Consider the following 20741-nt stretch of genomic DNA (forward strand, 5'->3'; position numbering starts at 1 on the left):
GTCTCGCCAAGGGCATGGGTTGGTAGCACTCTTGGGGTAGGGGTGTCTGGTGTGGCGTCGTCGCACGTCACCTTCGAGTCGGGGGAGGCGCGACGGTGGGCGATCAGATCCTGGGGAGCAGGTACCGGTTGCTGCGTCAGGTCGGTGCGGGCGGCATGGGCCAGGTCTGGGAGGCGCGTGACGAGACGCTGGGGCGCCCGGTCGCGGTCAAGCTGATCGCGCTGCTTGCCGGGGGTGGGAGCGGGGGTGACGAGGCGCGTGCGAGGTTCTTGCGCGAGGCACGGCTCACCGCGGCGCTGCAGCACCCGAACGTGGTGACCGTCCATGATCTGGGCGAGACGGACACCGAGGGCGGCAGGGCGCCGTTCCTGGTGATGGAACTCCTGCGGGGCGAGGCGCTCGACGCGGTGGCACGCCGCGGTCCCGTCGCCCTGCCGGACGCCGCCCGCTGGGGCGCGCAGATCTGTGACGCCCTGGCCGCCGCGCACGAGGCCGGAGTCCTGCACCGGGACATCAAGCCCTCGAACGTGCTCGTCACGACGGCGGGCACCGTGAAGGTTCTCGACTTCGGTATCGCGAGGGCCGCCGACCCTCACGCGGCCAACTCCCACGCCGCCGACCCTCACGCGACGGCCGGTCGCCTCACTCGGACCGGCTTCATCGTGGGTTCGCCCCCGTACATGGCGCCTGAACAAGCACGCGGCCGCCCCGAAGCACGCAGCGACCTGTATGCGCTCGGCTGCCTCCTCTTCGAGCTGATCACCGGTCGGCCGCCGTTCCTGGCCCCCGACGCGGTCGGCCACCTCACCGCACATCTCGTCCAGGACCCGCCGGCGCCCAGCTCGGTGGCCGCACACATCCCGCTCCACTGGGACGAGCTCGTACTGACCTTGCTGCGCAAGGAACCAGACCAGCGATACGCACGTGCCGCCGATGTCGCCGAAGCGCTCCGCCGATGGGGAAGCGGCCCTGAGAGTGGACCCAGAAGCGGCCCCCGGCGGGAGCCGAGCGTGGCCTCCGCGGCATCCCCGATCGACGTCGATTTCGAGTTGGTTCGATATGGCTACGACCGGAAGGAGGTCGGTGCCTACCTCGCGCTGCCCGTCGAGGAGCGGGGCCCGGTCCCGGCCTTCACCCTCGTGCGGCGCGGCTACGACCGCGCCCAGGTCGACGCGTACCTCGGTCGCTGACGCAGCGAGTCGTCAGAATGTTATGACAAAGTCATTGACGGTGCCGCGCATCCCCCGCTAGAACTCCGACAGCCGTAATCCGCCAGCCGTAATCCGGCAGCCGCAACCCTGCGGCGCGAGAAGGGGGCCCCACCATGCGCATACGTCGGCACGCCCGCACCACGGCCGTGCTCCTCGCGGCCGTCGCGCTCGCCGCCGCCGGTTGCAGCAGTTCCGGCGGCAAGGGCAGCGAGGACGACGGGGATGGCAGCGCGGGCGGTGGCAAAGGCGTCTCCACACCGCGGCTCAAGATCGCGATGGTCACCCATGCCGGAGAAGGCGACAGCTTCTGGGACATCGTGCGCAAGGGCGCCCAGCAGGCGGCCGGGAAAGACAACGTGCAGTTCCTGTACGCCAATGACAAGGAAGCCAAGGGGCAGGCCCAGGCCCTTCAGTCGTACGTGGACAAGAAGGTCGACGGGATCATCGTCACGCTCGCCAAGCCCGAGGCGATGAAGGAGCCCCTCGCCAACGCCAAGAAGGCGGGCATCCCGGTCATCACCATCAACTCCGGTGGGGAGTTCTCGGCGCGGAACGGGGCGCTCAGCCACATCGGGCAGGACGAGTCCGTCGCCGGTGAGGCCGTGGGGCGCCAGCTCAACGAGGAGAAGCGCAAGAAGGCGATCTGCGTCATCCATGAGCAGGGCAACGTCTCGCTCGAGGCGCGCTGCGCGGGCGTGAAGAAGACCTTCGACGGGACCATCGAGAATCTGAACGTAGAGGGGACGAACGCGCCCGCCTCCCAGTCCTCCATCAGTGCCAAGCTCCAGGCCACCAAGGACATCGATGCCGTGGTGACGCTTGGTGCCCCCATCGCCGAGTACGCCCTCAAGGCCAAGCAGGAGACCGGCAGCAAGGCGCAGCTCGCCACCTTCGACCTGAACCGTGAGGTCCTGGACAACCTCAAGAGCAAGAAGTTCGCCTTCGCCGTCGATCAGCAGCCCTACCTTCAGGGGTACGAGGCCGTCGACCTGCTGTGGCTCTACAAGTGGAACAGCAATGTGCTCGGTGGCGGCAAGCAGGTCTTCACCGGGCCCGAGATCATCTCCGCCGACGACACCGACCGGCTCCAGCGGCTCGAGAAGTACACCGCGCGCGGTACCCGGTGACCACATCGACGATCGTCGTGGTCGATACTTGGGCGGCCGGTGCCGTAGATCCGCGTCGGCCGCACCGAGGAGCAGAGCAAGAGCAAGAAGGGCACGGCGTCGTGGCAAGGGTTCAGACAGGGGTACGCGCGCTGGGCGCCGTGCTGGCAGCGGTGCTCGGGGTGACCTCCCTCGCGGGGTGCAGCAGCACCGGAGGCAAGCGCGCGGAGGACGCGCGCAAGGCGGGGCTCGCCAACGGCCGGGCCGCCGTCGACACGCCCCGCTGGAAGGTCGCGATGGTCACCCACGCGGGCAAGGGCGACAGCTTCTGGGACATCGTCCGCAACGGCGCCCAGCAGGCCGCCGACAAGGACAACATCCAGTTCCTGTACGCCAACGACGACCAGGCCCAGCAGCAGGCCCAGCTGGTGGACTCGTACATCGACAAGGACGTCGACGGGATCATCGTCAGCCTGGCCAAGCCAGCCGCGATGAAGGACGCCCTGGCCCGCGCCAAGAAGAAGGGCATCCCGGTCATCACGGTGAACTCCGGCTCCGAGGAGTCCAAGGACTTCGGCGCCCTCACCCACATCGGCCAGGACGAGACGATCGCGGGCGAGGCCGTCGGCGAGGAGCTCAACAAGCGCGGCAAGAAGAAGGCCATCTGCGTCCTGCACGAGCAGGGCAACGTCGGGCACGAGCAGCGCTGCGCGGGCGCCAAGAAGACCTTCGAAGGGAAGATGGAGAACCTCTACGTGACCGGCACGAACATGCCGGACGTACAGGCGTCCATCGAGTCCAAGCTGCAGGCCGACTCGTCCGTCGACGCGGTCGTCACGCTCGGCGCGCCCTTCGCCGACACCGCGGTCAAGGCCAAGGAAGGCGCGGGCAGCGACGCCGAGATCGACACCTTCGACCTGAACGAGAAGGTCGCGGCGGGCCTGAAGTCCGACGCTCTGGGCTTCGCCGTCGACCAGCAGCCCTACCTCCAGGGATACGAGGCCGTGGACCTGATGTGGCTGTACAAGTACAACGCCGACGTCCTCGGTGGCGGCAAGCCGGTCCTCACCGGCCCGCAGATCATCACCAAGGACCAGGCGGCCGAGCTGGAGGACTACGCGAAGCGAGGGACGCGATGACGGCACCGGCACCAGCTCCCGTATCGGAGCCGAAGCAGCCCGAGGCCGGTGACGAGCGTCTGATCAGGCGTTCGCCGCTGAAGAAGCTGATGGGCCGTCCCGAGCTCGGCTCGGTCGTCGGCGCGGTCGCGGTGTTCCTGTTCTTCTCCGTCGTCGCCGACAGCTTCCTGGAGGCGCCGAGCCTCGCCACGGTCCTGTACGCGGCGTCGACGCTCGGCATCATGGCGGTGCCGGTCGCGCTGCTGATGATCGGCGGCGAGTTCGACCTGTCGGCGGGCGTCCTGGTCACGTCGTCCGCGCTGATCTCGTCGATGTTCAGCTACCAGATGACCGCCAACATCTGGGTGGGCGTCGGCGTCTCGCTCCTGGTCACCCTGGGGATCGGCGTCTTCAACGGCGTCATGCTGACCCGCACCGACATGCCGAGCTTCATCGTCACGCTCGGCACGTTCCTGATGCTGACGGGCATGAACCTGGGCTTCACGAAGCTGATCCAGGACGGTGTCGGCACGAAGTCGATCTCCGACATGGAGGGCTTCTCCTCCGCGAAGTCCTTCTTCGCCTCGACGCTCACCATCGGCGGCGTCGACTACAAGATCACCATCGTGTGGTGGCTCGCCCTCGTCGCGGTCGCCACCTGGATCCTGCTGCGCACCCGCGTCGGCAACTGGATCTTCGCGGTCGGCGGCAACGAGGACGCGGCCCGTGCCATCGGCGTCCCGGTCAACAAGACCAAGATCGGCCTCTACATGGGCGTCGGCTTCGGCGCCTGGATCTCGGGCCAGCACCTCCTCTTCTCGTACGACACCGTGCAGTCCGGCGAGGGCGTCGGCAACGAGCTGATCTACATCGTCGCGGCCGTCATCGGCGGCTGTCTGATCACCGGCGGCTACGGCTCGGCGGTCGGCGCGGCCGTCGGCGCCCTGATCTTCGGCATGGTCAGCAAGGGCATCGTGTTCGCCGAGTGGGACTCGGACTGGTTCAAGTTCTTCCTCGGCGTGATGCTGCTCCTGGCCACCCTGCTCAACCACTGGGTCCGCAAGCGCGCGGAGGCGACGAAATGACGACCGACGACAAGAAGGCCGCCGACGACAAGAAGGCCGCCGACGCCGAGTCCGCCGCCCCCTCGCAGGCAGATGCGGACCGCACCCCCCTCGTCGAGCTCGACGACGTCAGTAAGTACTACGGCAACATCCGCGCCCTGGAAGGCGTCTCCCTCCAGGTCCACGCGGGCGAGATCTCCTGCGTCCTGGGCGACAACGGAGCGGGCAAGTCGACCCTCATCAAGATCATCGCGGGTCTGCACCAGCACGACTCCGGCACCTTCCGGATCGAGGGCGAGGAGACCCGCCTCGCCAACCCGCGCGACGCCCTGGACCGCGGCATCGCCACGGTCTACCAGGACCTGGCCGTCGTCCCGCTGATGCCGGTCTGGCGCAACTTTTTCCTCGGCTCCGAGCCGACGAAGGGCGCGGGCCCCTTCAAGCGCATGGACATCGACTTCATGCGCCGCACGACCCACGCCGAGCTGCTGCGCATGGGCATCGACCTGCGCGACGTGGACCAGCCGATCGGCACGCTCTCCGGCGGCGAGCGCCAGTGCGTGGCGATCGCGCGCGCCGTCTACTTCGGCGCGAAGGTCCTCGTGCTCGACGAGCCGACCGCGGCGCTCGGCGTCAAGCAGTCCGGCGTCGTCCTCAAGTACGTGGCGGCGGCGCGGGACGCGGGCCTCGGCGTCGTGCTGATCACCCACAACCCGCACCACGCCTACCTGGTCGGCGACCGCTTCGTGCTGCTCAAGCGCGGCACGATGTTCGGCAGCCACACGCGCGACGAGATCACCCTGGACGAGCTCACCCGCCAGATGGCGGGCGGCAGCGAACTGGACGACCTCCGTCACGAGCTGGAGCGGGCGCCGGAGCCCTCGCATGTGGGCGGGCACGCGGCGGACGGGACCGAGAAGTAGCGGAGACCCCCTGGGCCGGGTGCGTTCCGCCCGGCCCAGGGGGATCAGCGACCCCCGTCGTCAGCCGCGGGACGTGCGGGCCAGCACCTCCGCCACCCGCAGGAACCCGTCCGTCCCATGGCCCAGCCCGATCGTGCGCCGGGCCTGGCCCTCCACGGCGCGCATCACGGCCGCGTCGATGCCGTTGCTCTCGGACACGTCGATGACGTGGGCCATGGTCGACGCGGCCGAGGTGATGGGGTTGATCGCCCCGGAGTAGGTGCCCTCGTCGGCGTCCTTCGCGAACTCGGTGAACAGCGGCGGCAGGATCGCCGCGATCCCCTGGGCGAAGGGGGCCAGCTCCCCGGCGGTGACGCCCTCGGCGCGGGCGATCGCCACGGCGTGCGCGAAGCCCGCCATCGACGTCCAGAAGAGGTCGAGCAGCGCGAGGTCGAAGGTGGCCGCGCGCCCGATCTCCTCGCCGAGGTGGGTGTGCGTGCCGCCGAGCGCATCGAGGACGGGACGGTGCTCCTCGTACAGGTCCTGCGGCCCGCTGTGCAGGAACACGGCCTCCGGCGTCCCGATGCTCGGGGCCGGGGTCATGATCGCGCCGTCGAGGTACCGGATGCCGTGGGCGGCGGCCCACTCCGCGGTGTCGCGGGCCCGTGCGGGGGTGTCGGCGGTGAGGTTCACGACGGTACGGCCCTTCAGGGCCCGGGTGACCGGCTCGCCGCGCAGGACGGCGTCGGACGCGTCGTAGTGCACGACGCAGACGACGGTCAGGTCACTGGCGGCGACGGCCTCCTCGGGGGAGGCGGCGCCGAGCGCTCCCTGCGCGATCAGCTCCTGGTCCTTGCCGGGGGTCCGGTTCCAGACCGTGGTCCGCACTCCCGCTTTCAGGAAGGCACCGGCGAGCGCACGCCCCATGGGGCCGAGGCCGACGACGGTGACCGAAGGAAGAGCAGAAGGATGAGCAGAAGGAAGCTTCGTGGACGCGGACATGTTGCAACTCCTGTAGATAAAAAGGCAGAGCGAAGAAAAGAAAAAGAAGAAAAAGAAGGAAGAGAAGGGGACGCCGATGACGCGCAGCCGGGCGCTGGACCCGAACGTCTGCGGAGTGACCGCCGCGATCGCCGTGATCGACGGCAAGTGGAAGACGTCCCTGCTGTGGCTGCTGGAGTCGGGCCCGCAACGGCCCGCCGAGCTGCGGCGCCGGCTGCCCGGCCTGAGCGAGAAGGTGCTGACTCAGGCGCTGCGCGAGATGGAGGAGGACGGCCTTGTGCACCGGGAGGTGTACGACGTGCTGCCGCCGAAGACCGAGTACACGCTCACCGCATTCGGCCGGGACCTGTCGCTGGCCCTGGGCCCCGTGTCCGACTGGGGACACCGCCGCCTGGACCGCCTCCGCGAACGCGAAAGCGAGCTCTCACCTCCTCACCTCGTGTGACCTGCCGTGGCCGCCTGCGGCCTCGTGGAACAGCCTCTACCTGCGGAGCCCCGTTGCCCAGTACGCACAAAAAGGTGGGTATGGGGAGCCCGGCCCCGCGCGCGGCGCTCGCCGGTCCCCGTTGTGCGCGCCCCCGCGCGGGTGAGGCAGAATCGCCGCAATGAGCACCTACCGCGATCTGGCCCACCGCGGCTCCGCACGTGCCACCGTCCTGCGGACCGTGGGCACGCGCGAACGCCGCTCCCATCTGACGGCGCCCCGCGTGCCCACCGTCGGCATCGACATCGGCGGTACGAAGGTGATGGCGGGCGTCGTCGACGCCGACGGGCACATCCTGGAGACCCTCCGCACGGAGACCCCGGACAAGTCGAAGAGCCCCAAGGTCGTCGAGGACACCATCGTCGAGCTGGTCCTCGACCTCTCCGACCGGCACGACGTGCACGCGGTCGGCATCGGCGCGGCCGGCTGGGTGGACGCGGACCGCAACCGCGTGCTCTTCGCCCCGCACCTGTCGTGGCGCAACGAGCCGCTCCGCGACCGCATCTCCGGCCGCCTCGCCGTCCCCGTCATGGTGGACAACGACGCGAACACGGCCGCCTGGGCCGAGTGGCGCTTCGGCGCGGGCCGCGGCGAGGACCACCTCGTCATGATCACGCTCGGCACCGGCATCGGCGGCGCGATCCTCGAGGACGGGCAGGTCAAGCGCGGGAAATTCGGGGTGGCCGGGGAATTCGGCCATATGCAGGTGGTCCCGGGCGGGCACCGCTGCCCGTGCGGCAACCGCGGCTGCTGGGAGCAGTACAGCTCGGGCAACGCCCTGGTCCGCGAGGCGCGCGAGCTCGCCGCGGCGGACTCCCCGGTCGCGTACAACATCATCGAGCGCGTGAAGGGCAACGTCCCCGACATCACGGGCCCGCTCATCACCGAGCTGGCCCGCGAGGGCGACGCGATGTGCGTGGAGCTGCTCCAGGACATCGGCCAGTGGCTTGGCGTGGGCATCGCGAACCTCGCGGCGGCCCTCGACCCCTCCTGCTTCGTGATCGGCGGGGGCGTCTCGGCGGCCGACGACCTCCTCATCGGCCCGGCGCGGGACGCCTTCCGCCGCCACCTCACCGGCCGCGGCTACCGCCCCGAGGCACGCATCGCCCGCGCCCAGCTCGGCCCGGAAGCGGGTATGGTCGGCGCCGCCGACCTGGCCCGACTCGTCGCCCGTCGCTTCCGCCGCGCCAACCGCCGGCGCGTGGAGCGCTACGAACGCTACGAGCGGTACGCCGAAGCACTCCGCGCCAACCGCACCACTCAGGGAACCCAGTAACCATGACCGTGCCCCGCCAGCCCTCGTCGCCGGACTCCCCGGGCGAAGGCCAGCGCCCCCCTGAGGACCGCCGCCACATGATCCGCCGCCGGTGGATCACGGCGACGATCATCGTCCTGCTGATCGGCGTCCCCGCCGGCTACCTGGTGATCTCCGCGAACCAGTCCCGCGACAGCGGCCGCGACAAGGAAGCCAAGTACTCCGCCACGGGCCTCACGGCGGGCTGGCCCTCCAGGGTCCAGCGCCGTCTGTACGACGTGTGGATCCCGCCGTACTCGGCGGAGGTCGCCTACTACGAGACGAACAACTGGCGCACCAGCCGCCTCTACGTGCAGTTCCTCACGAGCAACGAGGGCCTGGACAGGTTCTTCAAGGAGACCGGCACCAGCGAGGACAAGCTGAAGAAGGACGACTTCACCATCAGCAAGCGCGACCAGAAGGTCGTCGGCTGGGACTTCTCGGGCCCCGGCCCCTGGTACGGCACCACGCACGAACAGAAGGACCCCGTCCCCACCCTGGACATCGTGGTGAACCGCTCCAACCCGCAGCACCCGATGGTGTACATCGTGTCGACGACGACTCCGTGAACCACGACTCCGTGAACCACGACTCGGTGAACGCGCCATGTCCGGTGTGAACGCCGTATTGCAGTACGGGAGTTGACCTGGGCCGGGGCGCTGCGGCGTTCCTAGACTCGCGGAGTGCCGAGAACTGACGTACATGAAGAGCAGCAGCGGTCCGACGCGCCCGACGGGTCCTCCCGAAGGGACGTGCTGCGCCTGGCCGCGGCGGCGGGGGTGGCGGCGACGCTGCCCTCGGCGCCGGCCGCAGCCCCAGCTGCTGCAGCAGGAGCGGCAGGACCGGGCATCATCAAGCCGCTCCCCTCGGACCGCTTCACGATCCGGGGCACCAACGCCGAGACGAAGTTCGCGTCCCTGGCGGGCACGGGCCGGCTGACCCCGGTCTCGCACTTCTTCGTCCGCAACCACACGGCGACGCCCGTCCTGGACGCCGGGACGTGGCGGCTCACGGTGTGGGGAGACGGCCTGAAGTCCGGCCCGAGGGAGTTCACCCTCGCTGACCTCAAGCGGCTCCCGTCGGTGACGCGTACGGCCGTCGTGGAGTGCGCGGGCAACGCGCGCAGCTTCTTCGCGACGCAGCAGGGCCAGGAGGTGGCGGGAACGGCGTGGACCCTCGGCGCGATCGGCGCGGCCCGCTGGCGCGGCGCCCGTCTGGCCGACGTCCTGCGCCAGGCAGGCGTGTCCAGGCGGGCGGTGGACATCCTCCCGCGCGGCCTGGACGCCGACTACGTCACCGCGGACGGCACCAACCTCGGCCGGGTCCGCCGCCCGCTCCCACTGGCCAAGGCCATGGACGACGTGATCGTGGCGTACGAGATGAACGGCGCCCCGCTGCCGCCGGACCACGGCCACCCGGTCCGCCTGATCGTCCCGTCCTGGGTCGGCATAGCGTCGATCAAGTGGCTGGGCGACATAGAGGTCTCCACGGCACCTCTGTCCTCCCCCTGGAACACGGACTTCTACCGCCTCTTCGGCGACGCCTACCCGGCGGAGGGGAGCGCCCCGCTCACCCGCCAGACCCTCAAGTCGGCCTTCGAACTCCCCTGGGACGCGGAGCTGCGAGCGGGCGCCACGCACCGTCTGACCGGCCGCTCCTGGTCGGGCACGGCACCCGTCGCCCGGGTCGACATCAGCACGGACGCAGGCAGGACGTGGCGCCGGGCCCGCCTCCACGATGCCCCGCGCCCCGCCAACTGGAGCCGGTGGTCGGTGAATTGGCGCCCGACGGCTCAGGGCCCCACACACCTCCTGGCCCGCGCCACGGATGCCGGTGGCCGCAGGCAGCCGTTCACGACGGTGCACAACACGCAGGGGTATCTGTTCGACGCGGTGGTGCGGCATGCGGTGCGGGTGGTGTGAGGGGAGGCGGCCGCTGACCGGCTCGGCACTTCAGCCGGTCAGTCGCTCAGCAGCCCACCTTTCATAAGCCGCCGCCGCCACGGCGAGGTCTTCCCAGGCCATGCCCGCGGACTTGAACAACCGCGGCCGCCCGTCCGGGACTTCGACCTCACCACGCACCAGAGCGTCCAACGTCGTCACGTGCGCGGCGTCGAAGGCCCCCGCGCCCACGGCGAGCACGATGTCACCGCACTCCCGCATCGCGACGGCACGCGACTCCGCGACCACCAACGCCCGCCCCACCAGGTGCTCATCCACTTCACGGGCATCCGGTTCGTGGGAGCCGACCGCGGCGACGGTGGCGTGGCCGGGCAGCAGGGAACTGTCGAAGAGGGGTTCGCGGGCCGTGGTGCAGCAGCAGACCACGTCGGCGCGGGCGACGTCCGCGGGGGACGCGGGGGAGGCCGCCAGGCCCGCTGCCCGGCACCGCTCGGCGAAGGCGTCCACGCGGGCGGCGCTCCGCCCGACGACGTCCACGTGCTCCACGCCCGGCCGCACGGCCCGTACGGCCTCGACATGCCCCCACGCCTGCGGCCCCGTCCCGAAGACGAGGAGACGGCGGGCGTCCGGGACGGCGAGGTGCCCGATCGCCGCGCCGGACACGGCCGGGGTGCGCAGCGAGGTCAGGGCGATGGCGTCGAGCAGGGCGAGGGGTGCGTGGGTCACGCCGTCGAGGAGGACGTACAGGCCCTGGATGCGGGGGAGTTGGCGCGCGGGGTTCCCCGGGGTGACGCTGGCGACCTTCACGCCCGTGTACGAGGCGGTGGACGACGGCATCAGCAGGAGCTGCCCACCGGGCACGTCGACGACACCACGCGCGGGCTCCGCCTCCGGATCGAGCCCGCCCCTGAGGACGGCTTCCACCGCTTCGATCGCCGAGGGCATGGGGGCGAAGCGGGTCAGCGTCTCGGCGTCGATGTAGGGGGCGGGGGCGGGGACGGGGGCAGGTGTGGCGGGCGGCTGCTGGTTCAGGTGCATGCGGGCGGCCTCTTCATGGTCATGGTCATGGTCGATCGTGGTCGGAACCCTGATCCTGCTGACCACATGATCGCTGAGACGCCATCGCCGCTCGGTGTGTTGCTGGTGTCAGAAGGCAACTCTGATGAAGCCGACCCAACTGCACCTCGTTCGAGCAGCTCAACCTCAACACCGTACTCGGCGCCGTGACGCTCAAAAGGCCACCGGCTGCGCGCTCACCATCACCGGCGGCACGGAAACGGGGCACGCCAGCGGCACGTACAGCCACTGGGACGTCACGTTCTACAACTGCGGTGGCTGCTGAGGCTGAAGTGGCGCCGGGCGCGGATGAGTTGGTGGATCACCGGGCTGCCGGTGGCCGTGGGGGCGTGCAGGAGGTCGACGGCCTCCACGAGGAAGCCGGTGTCGGTGAGGAGGTCCTCCCAGAGTTGGGGTGTGAGTACCCACATCTGGAGCGGGATCGGTGGGGTGTCGCGCAGGCGGATCATCTCCGGGCGCGGGGCCACGGTGCTGCGCGGTCCGGCGCCGTCGAGATTGGTGTGCAGGGCGGAGAAGACGAAGGCGGCGCCGTCGGCGAGATGGTCGCGCAGTGCGGGCAGTACGTGGTGCGGGTCGACGCAGCCGAGGGTGCCGATGGCGTACGCGGCGTCGTACGGAGTCTGGTTCCCTTTCCCTTTCGCGTTCCCGTTCCTGTTCCTGTTCCTGAGGTGGTCGACCACATCGGCGTGGAGGAAGCGCACGCCCGGCGTGGACCGGCGGAGGGCCCGTTCGTGCTGGGTGGGTGAGAGGTCGACCGCGTCCACCTGGGCGCCATGTGCGCGGGCGAGGTGGACCGCATGGTGACCGGGGCCGCAGCCGATGTCCAGCAGCCGCTTTCCCCGGATCTCGCCGAGGACCTCGGCGCCGGGGCCGACGCCGGGCCACGGACCCCACGTGATGCGCTCCGGGACGGGCGGCAGGTAGCCGCGGTCGAGCTGGACCCGGCCGTAGCGGGCCCAGCTGTCCTCGTTGGCGGACGAGTCGCTCAACTCTCCCTCTCCTTCTGCGAGATGGGGTACCGGTGTACGCCCGGCACGTCCGGCAGCACCCCGGGCCACACTGTGTCGAGCACATGCGCGCTCGGCGTGAACAGGGACTGGCCGAGGAGGGGAAGGTCGCGCACCTCGTGCCACTCCCAGCGCCGGATCAAGTCCGGCTCCATGACCCGGGGTTCGCCGGAGAAGGCGGTGACGCGCACGGCGGCGGTCACCCGGGGAATGCCGTGGACGGAGTCCATGAGGATGCCGAGCACCCGCGCGTCCCCGGCCCTGGCCCGCAGGCCGGTCTCTTCCTCCAGCTCCCTGACCGCCGTCACCTCGAACGCCTCGTCCGCGTCGTTCTTCCCGCCGGGCAGCTCCCACACGTCACGGGCGACCGACCAGCCCAGCAGCACCCGCCCCGCCGCGTCCGTGACGACGACGCCCGCCCCGGTGAGGGCGTGCGGGGCGGGCCGCCCCTTGCTGGCGTAGGTGACCGCCGCGGGCGAGGGGCCGCGCAGCAGCAGGAGCGCGAGGCCGTCGGCGTCGTGGCGCTCCACCGTCTCCCAGCCGGTGGCCAGCGCGGTGATCTCCGCCTCGTCGAGCGCGATGTCCCGCTGGTGTTCGGGCACGGAGTCCGCGACCGGGGTGAGGACGCAGACGGTGCCGCCCGGCTTCAGCAGCTCGCGCAGGCGGTGCATGAGGCGGACGCGGTCGTGGATGAAGGCGTACGAGAGCCGGAAGGTGATCAGGTCGTACGGGGGGTGGGGGAGGGCCGCGAGGTCGTCGCGCTCGATGTCGTGGTGCAGGAAGCGAAGGGTGCCGCGGTCGGCGTCGGCGTCGCCCGCACTGGTCTTCGCTGCACCGGCCCCCGTGACGACGGCCTTCGTCGCAGCGGTCTCGATCGCCGACTCCGCGTAGTCCACCGCATCGACCACGTACCCCAAGTCCCTGAGGAAGACGGCCAGTTCGCCCAGCCCGCAGCCCACGTCGAGAGCGGTCGCCGCAGTGCCGCTGTCGTCCGGGCGGCGGCCGACGGTCCGGGCCAGCAGGGCCCGCTCAGAGGCGATGAGCGGGCGGAAGCCCTTGCCGCTGCTGTAGTGCTCGTGCCACTCGTGCTGCTGTGTGTATCCCAACGGGACGGTTCCTTTCACGAGACGCCCTCCTCTTCGCAGGAGGGCCAGTTCAGCGCCACATATGAGGGTCCCTCGGTGAGCATCCGGAAGATCGCCACCGTGTACGGGTGGCAGTCCGGCGACGGCTGCTCCATGTCCACCCAGAACAGCCCGTCGTGCTTGTCCGGTTCGGCGTTGTACGGCTCTCCGGCCCAGGACTGCGCCACGAACACGGCGGTGATCCGGTCCTCGCCGAGGGGGTCGTTGTAGTGCACGAGGCCGCAGAACTCCTGGTGGGACGCGTCGACGTGGACGCCGGTCTCCTCGCGGGCCTCCCTTCGGGCCGCCTGGTCCAGGGACTCTCCAGGTTCCAAGTGGCCGCCCACGAGGGTGAGTTGCAGCGGGGCGACAGGGGACGTGGCGGTTCTGCGGACGCACAGGGCGAAGCCGTTCGGGCGGAGCAGGACCTGGACCACGTCCGCGATCAGCCGGTACCTGTGGCGGCCGTGGGATGGGGGCTGGGACTCGTCGCTCACGCGAAGACCCCTCTCATGAGCCGCTCCACCGTGCGCCGCCCCCGGGCGGTCACCTGTGCGTCGTCGTGGCGGGGCCCGTAGGCCAGGGCACTGGCGGCATCGGCCGCGGCGAGGCATGTCAGAGCCCTTTCCTCCGCGTCGGTGAGCTGGCGCCCGTATCCCTCGAAGAGGGCACTCCGCAGCTCCGGCTGCGCGTCCCAGACGTCCCCCGCGAGCCGCACGAAGTCACCGGCCACCGGCCCCGCCGTGCCCCGCTCGAAGTCGACGAGCGCGCATCGCCGCCCGTCCCACAAGAAGTTGCGCTCCCAGAAGTCCCCATGCCGCAGTCCGACCGGCAAGGGCCCCACATTCCTCAACTCGCCTGCGGCGCGGCGCAGTACGTCCGCCTCAGCCGTGGTGAGGTGAGGCCCGGCCTCGAAGATGTGCCGGTCGACACCCGCGACCGTCGCCTCGCCGACGACCTGCTCGGCTTCCCGCCCTGCCCCGGCGTCCGGCGCCCCGGCCTCGTGGAAGCGGCGCAGCAGGGCCCCGGCCTGCCGGTGAACGGCACGACGCCGTACGGGCGACAGCCGCCTGTCCGCGACCAGCTGCGCGACGGGCACGCCCTCCACCGCTGTCAGTACGAGAGCCAGGTGCTCGGCCGAACTGTCCACGAGGCAGGGCCCGTTGCCCGCTCCCAGTGCGGGGACGGCATGCCGGTACGCGTACGTCTCCCGCGTATAGAACTCCGGCTTCGGCGACACCTTCACGAAGTACCGGCGCCCCGAGCGGGTGGCGACGACCTCCCACACGCGGGAGCCCGGCCGCCGCCGCGAGGCGCCCCGTACGCGATCGATCGGCCCGAGCACGGACTCCACCCACCGGGCGACCGCACCGGGCATCACCTCGGCTGTCACGGCCGTCCCGGCCCTTCTGCTTCGGCTCATGAGCGGGACCTCGGATCATCCGGTCGTGACGGCGCGTCAAACCCCGTACCGGGGGCGGCAGTTTCGAACGCAGGATGAACGGGCGGAACGGGCGCAGGAAGGGGCGAGGGATGCATGGCTGCTCCTGAGGGTGCGTGAGGCGGACAAGTGCTCGGAGAACGGGGGCCGAGCACGGCCCGTCACGGCTCTGAGGGGGCGAAATCTAGAACGCGAGTTCGGAACGCGGTCGGTGCCCTAGAGGTGCCGCCCTCCACCGGCGTGACGTTGCGTTCGAACCACTCCTGTGGGTCTGGGTCACCCGACTGGGGAATTGCGGCCGCTTCAGTCTCCTCGACCTCCTCGGCCTCCTCGTTCTCCTCAGTCGCCCCAACGCCCCCGCTGAGCGGACTCCACCACATGCCGCTTCAGCAGCCCGTCGAAACCGGCCGCCCGGATCCGGCGCACCAGCTCCACCGGCGACGCCCCGAGCGTGGCCGCGGTGTTCTCCAAGTTCCAGTCGTGCCGGGCCAGTTGCGACAGCAGATGGCCGCGGCGGATCTGGTTCTCGCCGAGGCGGATCGTCTTCAGGTACGCGACCCGGCCCTTGAGATCGGTGATCGCCTCGCCGATGTGCTGCTCGCGCTGCCGCTCGAAGGGAGGCAGGAACCGCACGAGCCGGTACCCGCCCATGCGCCGCAGCTGACGGAACTCGTACGCCTCGTCGAGCAGCCCGTTCGCCATCTGCGTGTCATGGGCCTCGGCCCAGGCGCGCTCCTGCTCGCGGGCGGCCGCGCGCAGGTCCGCGAGCGACCGGATCCGCGCATCGTCGGCGATCCTCGCTGCGAACTCGGACACCGGCTGCCCGTAGTACGCGTGCTGGTACACCAGCTCCCCGTACATGTCCTGCAGCAGCGAGGCGTGCAGGGCGCGGTAGTCGTCGGGGTGCGGCACCACGAACGCGGCGGCGAGCGCGTCCGCGGCGTACACCATGACGCCGCACTGCCCCGGGTGGATCTCGAAGATCCGCAGGGCGTCGTCGAGGCCCTCGACGGCCGCGCCCGCGTACGCCATCTCGGCGCGCGGCGACAGACCCCGGCGCAGCGCCCGCTGCGACCACTCGTCCCACAGGACGGAGGGGCCGCCGAAGTGGAGGGCGAGGTAGCCGTCCATGGCCAGGTGGAGCGGGAGGAAGCGGAGGCGCTGGGCGCCGGCGCGCTGGACCAGGCGGCGCAGGGGGACGGCGTGCACGGGCTCGTCGTCGGGGGCGTCGTAGTCCGAGCACAGCTGGGTGCCGTACGCCGCCTGCCACTGGCCGTCGCGCGCCCAGTCGGCCACGAAGCCGTGCGGGACGTACGAGGTGTAGACGGTGCCGCGGCCCGCCTCCACGGCGAGGAGCGCGTCCTCCAACAGCTCGCGGCGCAGCCGCAGATCTGTGATCGGTTCCTCGCGGACCAGCGGGACCAGGCGGATGCCGCCCCACACCTGGGCGGGGCGGGTGGTGAGTCCGGTGAGGTCGAGCCGGTTCATGGCGTGGTCTTCTCTGCGGAGGAGGTGTCGGCGGTCCGTGTGGTGGAGGTCTGTGCGCCGATGGTCTCTGCGTCGGCGGTCTGAGCGCGGTCGGCGCCGGTGAAGATGCTGACGCGGTTGTCCATGTAGGCCCGCAGCTCCGCGAGCCCCGTCCGCCCCTCTGCGAACTGCGCGAGCTCCACGAGCGCGGGCAGGTCCTCCGCGTCCCGGACCCCGGCCGTGGGCACGCTCGGGGCGAGCCGGCGCACGTCGAAGTCGGCCGCGTCGTATACGGGGTTGAGGTGGACGACGCTCGTACGGCGGTCCGGATCGAGCCGCGTGCGCCACACCCTCAGCACCTCGCCGGCCAGGCCGGGCGGCGCGTTGTCCCAGCCGTCCGAGACGATCACCAGGCGGGCGGGGGAGTGGTCGAGGGCGTCCAGGATGCGGGTGCCGAGCGGGGTCGCCCCGTAGGGGTAGGTGAGCAGCGGGTCGGTGCGGCCGGAGGTCCACAACGGCACGTAGCCCGTTGCCCGTTCGGCCGGTTGGGACTGTTCGTCCCGGTCGGCCAGTTCGGCGAGCAGGAAGTGGCAGGCGAGGGCCACTGCCAGCGGACGGCGGCGCTTCTGCCCGGAGCCCGACGCCGAGAAGCTGTCGTCGAGGACCGCCGCGACCCGCCCCCACGTCCCGGCGTGCGGCCCGGCGACGCGGCGTGCCGCGGCCCGCAGCGCATCCGTGAGCTCCGCGCGTCGCGCGGCCCGAGTGTCCAGGTCCAGGGACAGGACGTACGAGGCAAGTCGGGTCAGCGGCATGGCGGCCAGGTCCACGGCCACGTCGGCCTTGTGGGCCTGCGCCGAACCCTGCAGCCGCAGCCGCTCCCGGCGGGTCATCCGCGGCGCGATCCGCTCCAGGAACACCTTGCGCGGGATGCCGTGCTTGGCGGCGAACCCCTCGGCGACCGTGAACGGCAGGCGGTAGAGGGCGCCCTGCTCGTAGTGGGCGCGGCGGAAGGTGTCGAGGAGCGGGTGCTCGTAGCGGATGCGGGTGCGCGGTGCGAAGAGGAAGTCGCCGAGTTCGGCGGGGTGCCGGTTGCTCGCGGAGCCCGTATCGCCGCTGCCGTGGCTGTGGCCGCCCCCGCTCCCGCCCCCGTCCCCGTCGCGGTCGCGGTCGCGGTCGAAGGGCAGATGCACATGCCGGGCCACGGCCTTGAACCCGCTCCGGTACTTCACGGCGTCGAAGCCCGCGTCGGGCCGTGCCGCGATCCAGTCGCGCATGATCGCGCGGGTGCGGCGGTTGTTGACGCCCGCCCGGCGCACCGCGCCGAAGAGCCGGTACACGCGCTGCGGCGGCAGGACCGCGAGCCGGGCGGCGATGAGCCGCCCCTCGGCGCGACGCTGTTCGGCGCCGACCTCGCCCGCGGTGACCAGGAGCCGTTCGACGATGCGGGCGGCGTTGTGGTCGTTGATGTCGAGGGCGAGAGTCGCGGCGTACAGCTCGCGGTAGTTGACGCGTACGTACTCATGCAGGAAGTCCAGGGACATGTGCTGCTCGGCCGCGTCCGAGCGGAACTCGCGCTGGCCGCTGGAGGTGATCGCCGCGTTCACGAACTGCAGCACGTCCTCGGCGGCGATCAGGTCGGCGTGCGTCTCCATGGTGTCCCCGTCGGTGAGTGGGTGCCGGCCGGGGAATGGGGGCACGAACTGCGAATGCATTGCTGTACAGGCAAGAGTCGGAAGTCGCACCGAAGTCCCGCGGCCGGCCCCTCGAACGTAACACCCGGGCCGGGCCGACCCCTCATGGTTTTCCTTCGACGGGGACGGAGACGTTCCTCCGGTGCGAATGCGAGCACAGCGGCAATCGCAAACATCGAGAACGATCAACAGGAAGCAGACCGGCGATGACTGCCCCACCCTGAGGCGTCCCCTCTCGCGAGGGGGGGGCGAGGTAGTGAGGCCGCGACGCCGAGAACAGCGTCCTCTTCTTCGCTTTTCGAACATACGGCAGCATGGCCGGAACGTGAAGAAAGTAATCTCTCAGAAAGAAAAGCGGACGCACCGGCCCACGCAGGCGGTCTGAGTCACGGCAGCACGATGCCCCCTCACTAGATGGCGAGGGGGCATCGAAACGGCGCTCGTCTACTAGGACTTGGCCTTGTCGTAAGCCTCGCGGATCGACGCGGGGACTCGGCCGCGGTCATTGACCTCGAAGCCGTTGTCCTTCGCCCAGGCGCGGATCGCCGCAGTGTCGGAGCTGTTACTGCCCGTCGCGGACTGGCGCTTCGCCCCCTGGCCCTTCGTACGCCCGGTCTTACGGGCGGCCTTGATAAAGGGGCCGAACGCGCCGAGCATCTGCTCGTAGCTGTCCGGTCCGAGGTCGATCTCGTAGGCCACGCCGTCGAGAGAAAACGTGTGCGTTGCGGCCTCTTCGGACTCCTCACCGGTGAGGTCGTCGATGTAGAGGGTAACGATTTTTTGCGCCACGGTGCTTCCCTGTGTTTGCTGCGGCTGAGGGGAAGACCATCTAACCACGGAGTGGGAATTCATACCATCGCCCCGGCAGAACAGCCTTATCCGGCACGGGTGTTGCGTTTCTTCAGGGCCACCGCATTTACCAGGCAGGCCGATCGACGCAGTCCCGGCCGAACCAGTCCCTGAACGACATGGGGAGTAAGCAGGGCGCCGAACTCTTCGCCCTCTGCCCGGACTTGCCGCACGTGGGCGCCAGCAGGGTCAGGGGCAGGTGACGACCTGGCCCGCCCAGGACAGGCCGCCGCCGAAGGCGAGGAGCAGTACCGGGGCGCCTGCGGGGACCGCCCGGCGTTCGGTCAGCTTGGACAGGGCCAGTGGCACCGACGCGGCGGACGTGTTGCCGGAGTCGACGACGTCGGTGGCGACGACTGTGTCGGCGGAGAGGTGCAGCGCGCGGGTGATGGCTTCGATGATCCGCAGGTTGGCCTGGTGCGTGTCGACGCCCGCGAGGTCGGTGAGGGCGATTCCGGCGCGGTCGCAGGCGTCGCGCGCTATGGCGGGCAGCTCGGTGGTGGCCCAGCGGAAGACGGTCTGGCCGTCCTGCGCGAAGCGCGGGTGCCAGTCGTCGAGCAGGCGGACGGCGCTGCCCCGGGAGGGGTCCGAGCCCCAGGCCACCGGGCCGATGCCCGCCGTCTCGTGGGCGCTGACGACGGCCGCGCCCGCACCGTCGCCGAGTAGGACGCAGGTGCTGCGGTCGGTGTAGTCGGTGACGTCGGACATCTTCTCGGCGCCGATGACGAGGGCGTGCCGTGCGGCCCCGGCCCGTACGGCGTGGTCGGCGCCCGCGAGCGCGGTGGTGAACCCGGCGCAGCCGTTGTTGAGGTCGTAGGCGACGGCCGCCGGGATGCCGAGACGGCCCGCGACCTGGGCGGCGGTGGAGGGGCAGCGGTCGATGGCGGAGCAGGTCGCGACCGTGACCATGCCGATGTCGGACGGCTGGAGGCCGGAGGCGGAGAGTGCCTTGCCCGCGGCGGCGGCCGCCATGTCGGTCACCGACTCGTCGGGGGCGGCGATGCGGCGGGTGGCGATCCCGGTCCTGCGGCGGATCCACTCGTCGCTGGTGTCGACCATGCCGGCCAGGTCGTCATTGGTGAGGACGCGGGTGGGCTGGTAGTGGCCCAGGGCGGCGATGCGGGATCCGGACACGAGGCGCTCCTAAGAGAGGCGAGGCGAAGGGTCTGGCTTGCGACGCCCGGAATATAGCAACCGATCGGTCGGAAGTTAAATGGGGGGCGGTTGGCTACGATGGGCGCCATGAGCCCCCGCAAGTCCGTCGCCGAGGCCCGCAGGACGCGGGAGCGCATCGTGGACCGTGCCATCTCGCTCGCCTCGGTCGACGGGCTCGAGGGCCTGACCATCGGGCGGCTCGCCACCGACCTCGGCATGAGCAAGGCCGGGGTCCTCGGGCACTTCGGCACCAAGGAAGCCCTCCAACTCGCCGCCCTCGAAGGGGCGTCGGCGATCTTCTCCAGGGTGGTGTGGGAGGGCGCGCAGGACGAACAGCCCGGCCTGCGGCGGCTGCGCGCGGTCTGCGAGGCGTGGCTCTCGTATCTGGAGGCGGAGCGCGAAGTCTTCCCCGGCGGCTGCCTGTTCACGACGGCGGCCGTCGAGTTCGACGCCCGGCACGGGGTGCTGCGGGACGCGGTGGCGCGCCTCGTCAGGCTCTGGCGGCGGCGCCTGACGGGCGAGGTGCGCACCGCCGTCGCGGCCGGGGAGCTGCCTGCCGGGACCGAGCCGGAGCAGGTCGCGTACGAGATCGTCGGCGTCTATCTGGCGCTGAACCAGGAGATCCAGCTTCTGGGTGCCCCCGACGTCGCCGCGGTGCGTACGCGCCGGGCCCTCGACCGGCTGCTCGCGAATCCGTGAAGAGCCTCGGGGGGGCTGAGGTCATGTGGACTTCATGATCAGGATTCGCTAGCGGAAAATTCATCTCATCGTTGAGCAAATCGGTCACTAGATCGGGGCAATGCTCAGCGATGTCCGGCCCCTGGCCTCTCTAGCGTCTGGTTGTACGC

The 20741-nt window shown here is 70.7% G+C and carries 20 protein-coding genes; 10 read left to right on the forward strand and 10 right to left on the reverse strand.

Translation table 11 applies throughout. From position 1 onward, the window contains the following. The first annotated feature begins 95 nt into the window (after nucleotides 1–95). The 5 genes from ACQB60_RS29240 (at nucleotide 96) to ACQB60_RS29260 (ending at nucleotide 5422) form a co-directional block, all read left to right on the forward strand. The gene (locus ACQB60_RS29240) at nucleotides 96–1190 is read left to right on the forward strand and encodes a protein kinase domain-containing protein (RefSeq protein WP_496929087.1); all 1095 of its coding nucleotides are present in this window, start codon (nucleotides 96–98) and stop codon (nucleotides 1188–1190) included. A 134-nt stretch (nucleotides 1191–1324) separates the two neighbouring features. Next, nucleotides 1325–2338, forward strand: a complete 1014-nt coding sequence (locus ACQB60_RS29245; protein WP_496929088.1) for a sugar ABC transporter substrate-binding protein — start codon at nucleotides 1325–1327, stop codon at nucleotides 2336–2338. A 101-nt stretch (nucleotides 2339–2439) separates the two neighbouring features. Further along, nucleotides 2440–3456 (forward strand): sugar ABC transporter substrate-binding protein, encoded by a 1017-nt coding sequence (locus ACQB60_RS29250; RefSeq protein ID WP_496929089.1) that lies wholly within the window; start codon nucleotides 2440–2442, stop codon nucleotides 3454–3456. Then, nucleotides 3453–4520 (forward strand): ABC transporter permease, encoded by a 1068-nt coding sequence (locus tag ACQB60_RS29255; RefSeq protein WP_496929090.1) that lies wholly within the window; start codon nucleotides 3453–3455, stop codon nucleotides 4518–4520. Before ACQB60_RS29250 ends, ACQB60_RS29255 begins: the two co-directional genes overlap by 4 nt. Then, a complete protein-coding gene (locus ACQB60_RS29260) occupies nucleotides 4517–5422 on the forward strand; it encodes an ATP-binding cassette domain-containing protein (RefSeq protein WP_496929091.1) in 906 nt (301 codons plus the stop codon). Before ACQB60_RS29255 ends, ACQB60_RS29260 begins: the two co-directional genes overlap by 4 nt. A 60-nt stretch (nucleotides 5423–5482) precedes the next feature. Here ACQB60_RS29260 and ACQB60_RS29265 read toward each other — a convergent pair whose 3' ends face one another. Then, entirely contained in the window at nucleotides 5483–6403 is a 921-nt protein-coding gene (locus ACQB60_RS29265; RefSeq protein WP_496929092.1) for an NAD(P)-dependent oxidoreductase, read from the reverse strand. Between the two features lie 76 nt (nucleotides 6404–6479). Between ACQB60_RS29265 and ACQB60_RS29270 the strand changes: the two genes are divergently transcribed. The 4 genes from ACQB60_RS29270 to ACQB60_RS29285 all read left to right on the forward strand — a co-directional run bounded on the left by ACQB60_RS29270 (nucleotide 6480) and on the right by ACQB60_RS29285 (nucleotide 10103). Further along, on the forward strand, nucleotides 6480–6848 hold the full coding sequence (locus tag ACQB60_RS29270; RefSeq protein WP_496929093.1) for a winged helix-turn-helix transcriptional regulator: 369 nt from the start codon (nucleotides 6480–6482) through the stop codon (nucleotides 6846–6848). Between the two features lie 160 nt (nucleotides 6849–7008). Beyond that, on the forward strand, nucleotides 7009–8163 hold the full coding sequence (locus ACQB60_RS29275) for an ROK family glucokinase (protein ID WP_496929094.1): 1155 nt from the start codon (nucleotides 7009–7011) through the stop codon (nucleotides 8161–8163). A gap of 2 nt (nucleotides 8164–8165) precedes the next feature. Continuing rightward, nucleotides 8166–8750, forward strand: a complete 585-nt coding sequence (locus tag ACQB60_RS29280; RefSeq protein WP_496929095.1) for a sugar kinase — start codon at nucleotides 8166–8168, stop codon at nucleotides 8748–8750. A gap of 114 nt (nucleotides 8751–8864) precedes the next feature. Then, complete coding sequence (locus ACQB60_RS29285; RefSeq protein ID WP_496929096.1) at nucleotides 8865–10103, forward strand: sulfite oxidase; 1239 nt, start codon at nucleotides 8865–8867, stop codon at nucleotides 10101–10103. Nucleotides 10104–10133: 30 nt separating this feature from the next. On the opposite strand, the gene ACQB60_RS29290 is transcribed toward ACQB60_RS29285, so the two are convergent. The 9 genes from ACQB60_RS29290 to ACQB60_RS29330 form a co-directional block, all read right to left on the reverse strand. Then, complete coding sequence (locus ACQB60_RS29290; protein WP_496929097.1) at nucleotides 10134–11120, reverse strand: ornithine cyclodeaminase family protein; 987 nt, start codon at nucleotides 11118–11120, stop codon at nucleotides 10134–10136. Nucleotides 11121–11395: 275 nt separating this feature from the next. Then, nucleotides 11396–12148 carry an SAM-dependent methyltransferase gene (locus tag ACQB60_RS29295; RefSeq protein ID WP_496929098.1) on the reverse strand — a complete coding sequence of 251 codons (753 nt, stop codon included), beginning with the start codon at nucleotides 12146–12148 and terminating at the stop codon, nucleotides 11396–11398. Then, nucleotides 12145–13272, reverse strand: coding sequence for a bifunctional class I SAM-dependent methyltransferase/NUDIX hydrolase (locus ACQB60_RS29300; RefSeq protein WP_496929099.1), 1128 nt, complete (start codon nucleotides 13270–13272; stop codon nucleotides 12145–12147). The genes ACQB60_RS29295 and ACQB60_RS29300 overlap by 4 nt, the downstream gene beginning before the upstream one ends. Before the next feature lie 14 nt (nucleotides 13273–13286). Next, entirely contained in the window at nucleotides 13287–13787 is a 501-nt protein-coding gene (locus tag ACQB60_RS29305) for an NUDIX domain-containing protein (RefSeq protein ID WP_496929100.1), read from the reverse strand. After that, nucleotides 13784–14713 (reverse strand): phosphotransferase enzyme family protein, encoded by a 930-nt coding sequence (locus ACQB60_RS29310; RefSeq protein WP_496929101.1) that lies wholly within the window; start codon nucleotides 14711–14713, stop codon nucleotides 13784–13786. Before ACQB60_RS29310 ends, ACQB60_RS29305 begins: the two co-directional genes overlap by 4 nt. 357 nt (nucleotides 14714–15070) lie before the next feature. Next, entirely contained in the window at nucleotides 15071–16219 is a 1149-nt protein-coding gene (locus ACQB60_RS29315) for an ARPP-2 domain-containing protein (RefSeq protein WP_496929102.1), read from the reverse strand. Next, nucleotides 16216–17850, reverse strand: coding sequence for a hypothetical protein (locus tag ACQB60_RS29320; RefSeq protein WP_496929103.1), 1635 nt, complete (start codon nucleotides 17848–17850; stop codon nucleotides 16216–16218). Before ACQB60_RS29320 ends, ACQB60_RS29315 begins: the two co-directional genes overlap by 4 nt. Nucleotides 17851–18336: 486 nt before the next feature. Continuing rightward, the gene (locus ACQB60_RS29325; protein ID WP_496929104.1) at nucleotides 18337–18678 is read right to left on the reverse strand and encodes a histone-like nucleoid-structuring protein Lsr2; all 342 of its coding nucleotides are present in this window, start codon (nucleotides 18676–18678) and stop codon (nucleotides 18337–18339) included. A gap of 249 nt (nucleotides 18679–18927) precedes the next feature. Next, the gene (locus ACQB60_RS29330; RefSeq protein WP_496929105.1) at nucleotides 18928–19872 is read right to left on the reverse strand and encodes a beta-ketoacyl-ACP synthase III; all 945 of its coding nucleotides are present in this window, start codon (nucleotides 19870–19872) and stop codon (nucleotides 18928–18930) included. Between the two features lie 108 nt (nucleotides 19873–19980). Here ACQB60_RS29330 and ACQB60_RS29335 point away from each other — a divergent pair, with 108 nt between their 5' ends. Continuing rightward, nucleotides 19981–20592 carry a TetR/AcrR family transcriptional regulator gene (locus ACQB60_RS29335; RefSeq protein WP_496929106.1) on the forward strand — a complete coding sequence of 204 codons (612 nt, stop codon included), beginning with the start codon at nucleotides 19981–19983 and terminating at the stop codon, nucleotides 20590–20592. Nucleotides 20593–20741 lie beyond the last annotated feature (149 nt).

Source organism: Streptomyces odontotermitis, assembly GCF_050510915.1.
Classification (GTDB): domain Bacteria; phylum Actinomycetota; class Actinomycetes; order Streptomycetales; family Streptomycetaceae; genus Streptomyces.